Below are 306 nucleotides of genomic sequence, written 5' to 3'. Positions count from 1 at the left end.
ATGGGCATTCCTTTGTCTATGGCAGTTGTAGCCAGTGTACGCCTGAACTTGTGAGGGTGAACCTTCGGGATATTCAGACGCTTTCCCAGCTCACGAAGGCGTGTCTCCACTCCGCCAATCATCAATCGGTCAAAGGGAGCTTTCAGGGAAACAAACAAAGCTGGGTTTTCATCCGTTCGCCACTCAAGGTAGTTTTGAAGGTGGATTTTCGTCCTTGCGTCGAAATAGACCAATCGTTCTTTATTACCCTTGCCGATAACAACGCATTCGAGCTCATTGAAGTTGATGTCTTCGCGGTTTAGTGTG

Annotated in this window: 1 protein-coding gene; it reads right to left on the bottom strand. The window is 48.0% G+C overall.

The window, feature by feature from the left end; all coding sequences use genetic code 11:
• On the bottom strand, positions 1–306 hold a 306-nt coding region (locus P0G09_RS18080; protein ID WP_275253362.1), incomplete at both ends, for a tyrosine-type recombinase/integrase.

Origin of the sequence: Faecalibacterium sp. DFI.5.82 (assembly GCF_029076575.1) — a bacterium.
Lineage (GTDB): Bacteria > Bacillota > Clostridia > Oscillospirales > Ruminococcaceae > Faecalibacterium > Faecalibacterium duncaniae.
Note: the sequence above shows the minus strand (reverse complement) of the source record. Positions and strands in the feature narration are given on the sequence as shown.